The 302-nt window shown below is 33.1% G+C and carries 1 protein-coding gene; it reads right to left on the bottom strand.

The window, feature by feature from the left end; genetic code table 11:
* On the bottom strand, positions 1-302 hold a 302-nt coding region (locus H3U73_RS10585), incomplete at both ends, for a hypothetical protein (RefSeq protein WP_198190523.1).

Below are 302 nucleotides of genomic sequence, written 5' to 3'. Positions count from 1 at the left end.
GAGATAGGCAGAAGGCTCTTTTTTTTCTAGTCTTCGTGAATTTTCTTCAAGACTATAGTATTGTTGATTGTCAAAGTACTCTGAAAATGAAATTTTGTGTAGTTCACCAGGATTTTTGACATTTGATATATCAATTGATCCATCTCTATAGCTCGGATCAGAAGGAGCAGCTTCATCTTGAAGAGCCCAATTATGGCTATATACTTTGTTATGATAGACATATAAATCTTTGTACGCATTCAGATAGGTCGCTTTAACTGGTTTAAAAGAATTAAATATTTTAATCCATATCAGTCCATCCT

The sequence above is a fragment of the Snodgrassella sp. W8124 genome, assembly GCF_016100875.1.
In the GTDB taxonomy this organism is placed as follows: domain Bacteria; phylum Pseudomonadota; class Gammaproteobacteria; order Burkholderiales; family Neisseriaceae; genus Snodgrassella; species Snodgrassella alvi.
The sequence above is the reverse complement of the archived record's forward strand: the minus strand, read 5'-3'. Positions and strand labels throughout refer to the sequence as shown.